The following is a 1,534-nucleotide window of genomic DNA, read 5'->3' on the forward strand; positions in this document are numbered from 1 at the left end:
CCACGGCGGGAACGCACAGCAGTCCCCGCAGTCCCCTCGCCACCCAGGGCGGCAGGGGCCCCGGCCGCCCGGCCGCGCCCCGCCGCCACACTCGCCGTCACCAGCGCCGCCACCGCCGTGGCCCTGATGACGTACACCGCGCCGATGGTCACGCTCCCCGCCACCGCCGCGTCCCTGCACACCCCGCTCTCCGCCCAGGCCTGGCTGCTCAACGGCACCCCGTTGGGCCTGGCCGCCCTGCTCCTGGTGGCGGGCAGCCTCGCCGACGACTACGGCCGGCGCCGGATCTTCCTCTCCGGGACGGTGGCGCTCGGCATCACCACGGCGCTCGGCGCGCTCGCGGACTCGACGTGGCTCTTCACGCTCGCCCGCGTGGCACAGGGCGCGGCGAGCGCGGCGATCCTGGCGGCCAGCCTCGGCCTGCTGGTGCACGCGTTCCCGGCGGGGCCGGGCCGGATCAGGGCGACCGGCATCTGGGGAGCGTTCGTGAGCGGCGGCATCGCGGTGGGCCCGGTGCTCGCGGGCGCCATGGCCTCGCTGGCCAACTGGCGCTGGTCGTACGTGGCGTTGGGGACGGCGGCGCTGGTGGTGGCAGCCATCGCCCCACGCACCCTGACGGAATCACGCGCTCCCCGCGCCGGCCGCCCTGACCTGGCCGGGGCGCTGACGCTTGGCCTTGCGCTGGTGGCGCTGGTGGCGGCCCTGACGCTGGGCAGGGACGGCTGGCTTCGTACGCCGGTGGCGGCGCTGCTGGTGGCGGCAGCCGCTCTGCTCGCATCGTTCACGGCGGTGGAACGCAGATCCCCGACCCCCATGCTCGACCTGGCCCTGCTCCGCCAGGCGCCGTTCCTCGCCTCATCGGCGGGCGGCTTCTTCACGGGCTTCGCCGTGATCGCCCTGTTCAGCTACCTCCCCACGCTGCTCCAGCAGACGCTCCCCATGTCGGCGATGGCCACGGCGCTCCTGCTCGCGATCTGGTCGGGTACGTCGTTCCTGGTGGCCCTGCAGGCACGCCGCCTGGCGGGCAAGGTCTCACCCCGCCACCAACTGGCCCTGGGCTTCGCGCTGCACGCGGCGGCGGTCCTGACGATGCTGCCCGCGGTGGACGCGGGCCCGTGGCCCCTGCTCCTCCCCGGCCTCGCGATCTCGGGCGCGGGCAGCGGCTTCCTGAACGCGGCGCTCCCGTTGCTGGCCGTGTCCTCCGTCCCGGCCGACCGGGCCGCGATGGGCTCGGGCGCCAACAACACGGCGCGGTACATCGGTTCGGCGGCGGGGGTGGCGCTGATGATCGCGGTATCGACGTCGGCGGGCTCACTGGCGCATGGGGCGCAGGTGGCGCTGGTGGTGTCGGCGGTGCTGGGGGTGGTGGGGGCGGGGACGGTGCTGGCGCTGCGGGGGCGGTGACGGTGCTGGCCCTGCGGGGGCGTGGCCGCTGACGGCGGGGGGGCTGCCTGTCGCCCTACCTGGGCCGCATGGACTGCAGCTTCCCCCACACGATGAGCCGGTACTTGGAGGTGTACTCGGGGGTGCAGGT

At 75.4% G+C, this 1,534-nt stretch carries 1 protein-coding gene and 1 pseudogene; one reads left to right on the top strand and one right to left on the bottom strand.

All coding sequences use genetic code 11. The features are described 5' to 3' along the window. Window positions 1–1,404 (top strand): MFS transporter (locus tag ACZ5CR_RS44900; RefSeq protein ID WP_468869366.1); only part of this gene is annotated, 1,404 nt, incomplete at its 5' end. Window positions 1,405–1,459: 55 nt separating this feature from the next. Here the strand turns inward: ACZ5CR_RS44900 and ACZ5CR_RS44905 are convergent. After that, window positions 1,460–1,534: pseudogene (locus ACZ5CR_RS44905) on the bottom strand (class E sortase); the annotation flags it as partial.

The organism is Streptomyces sp. NPDC031274, assembly GCF_055570235.1.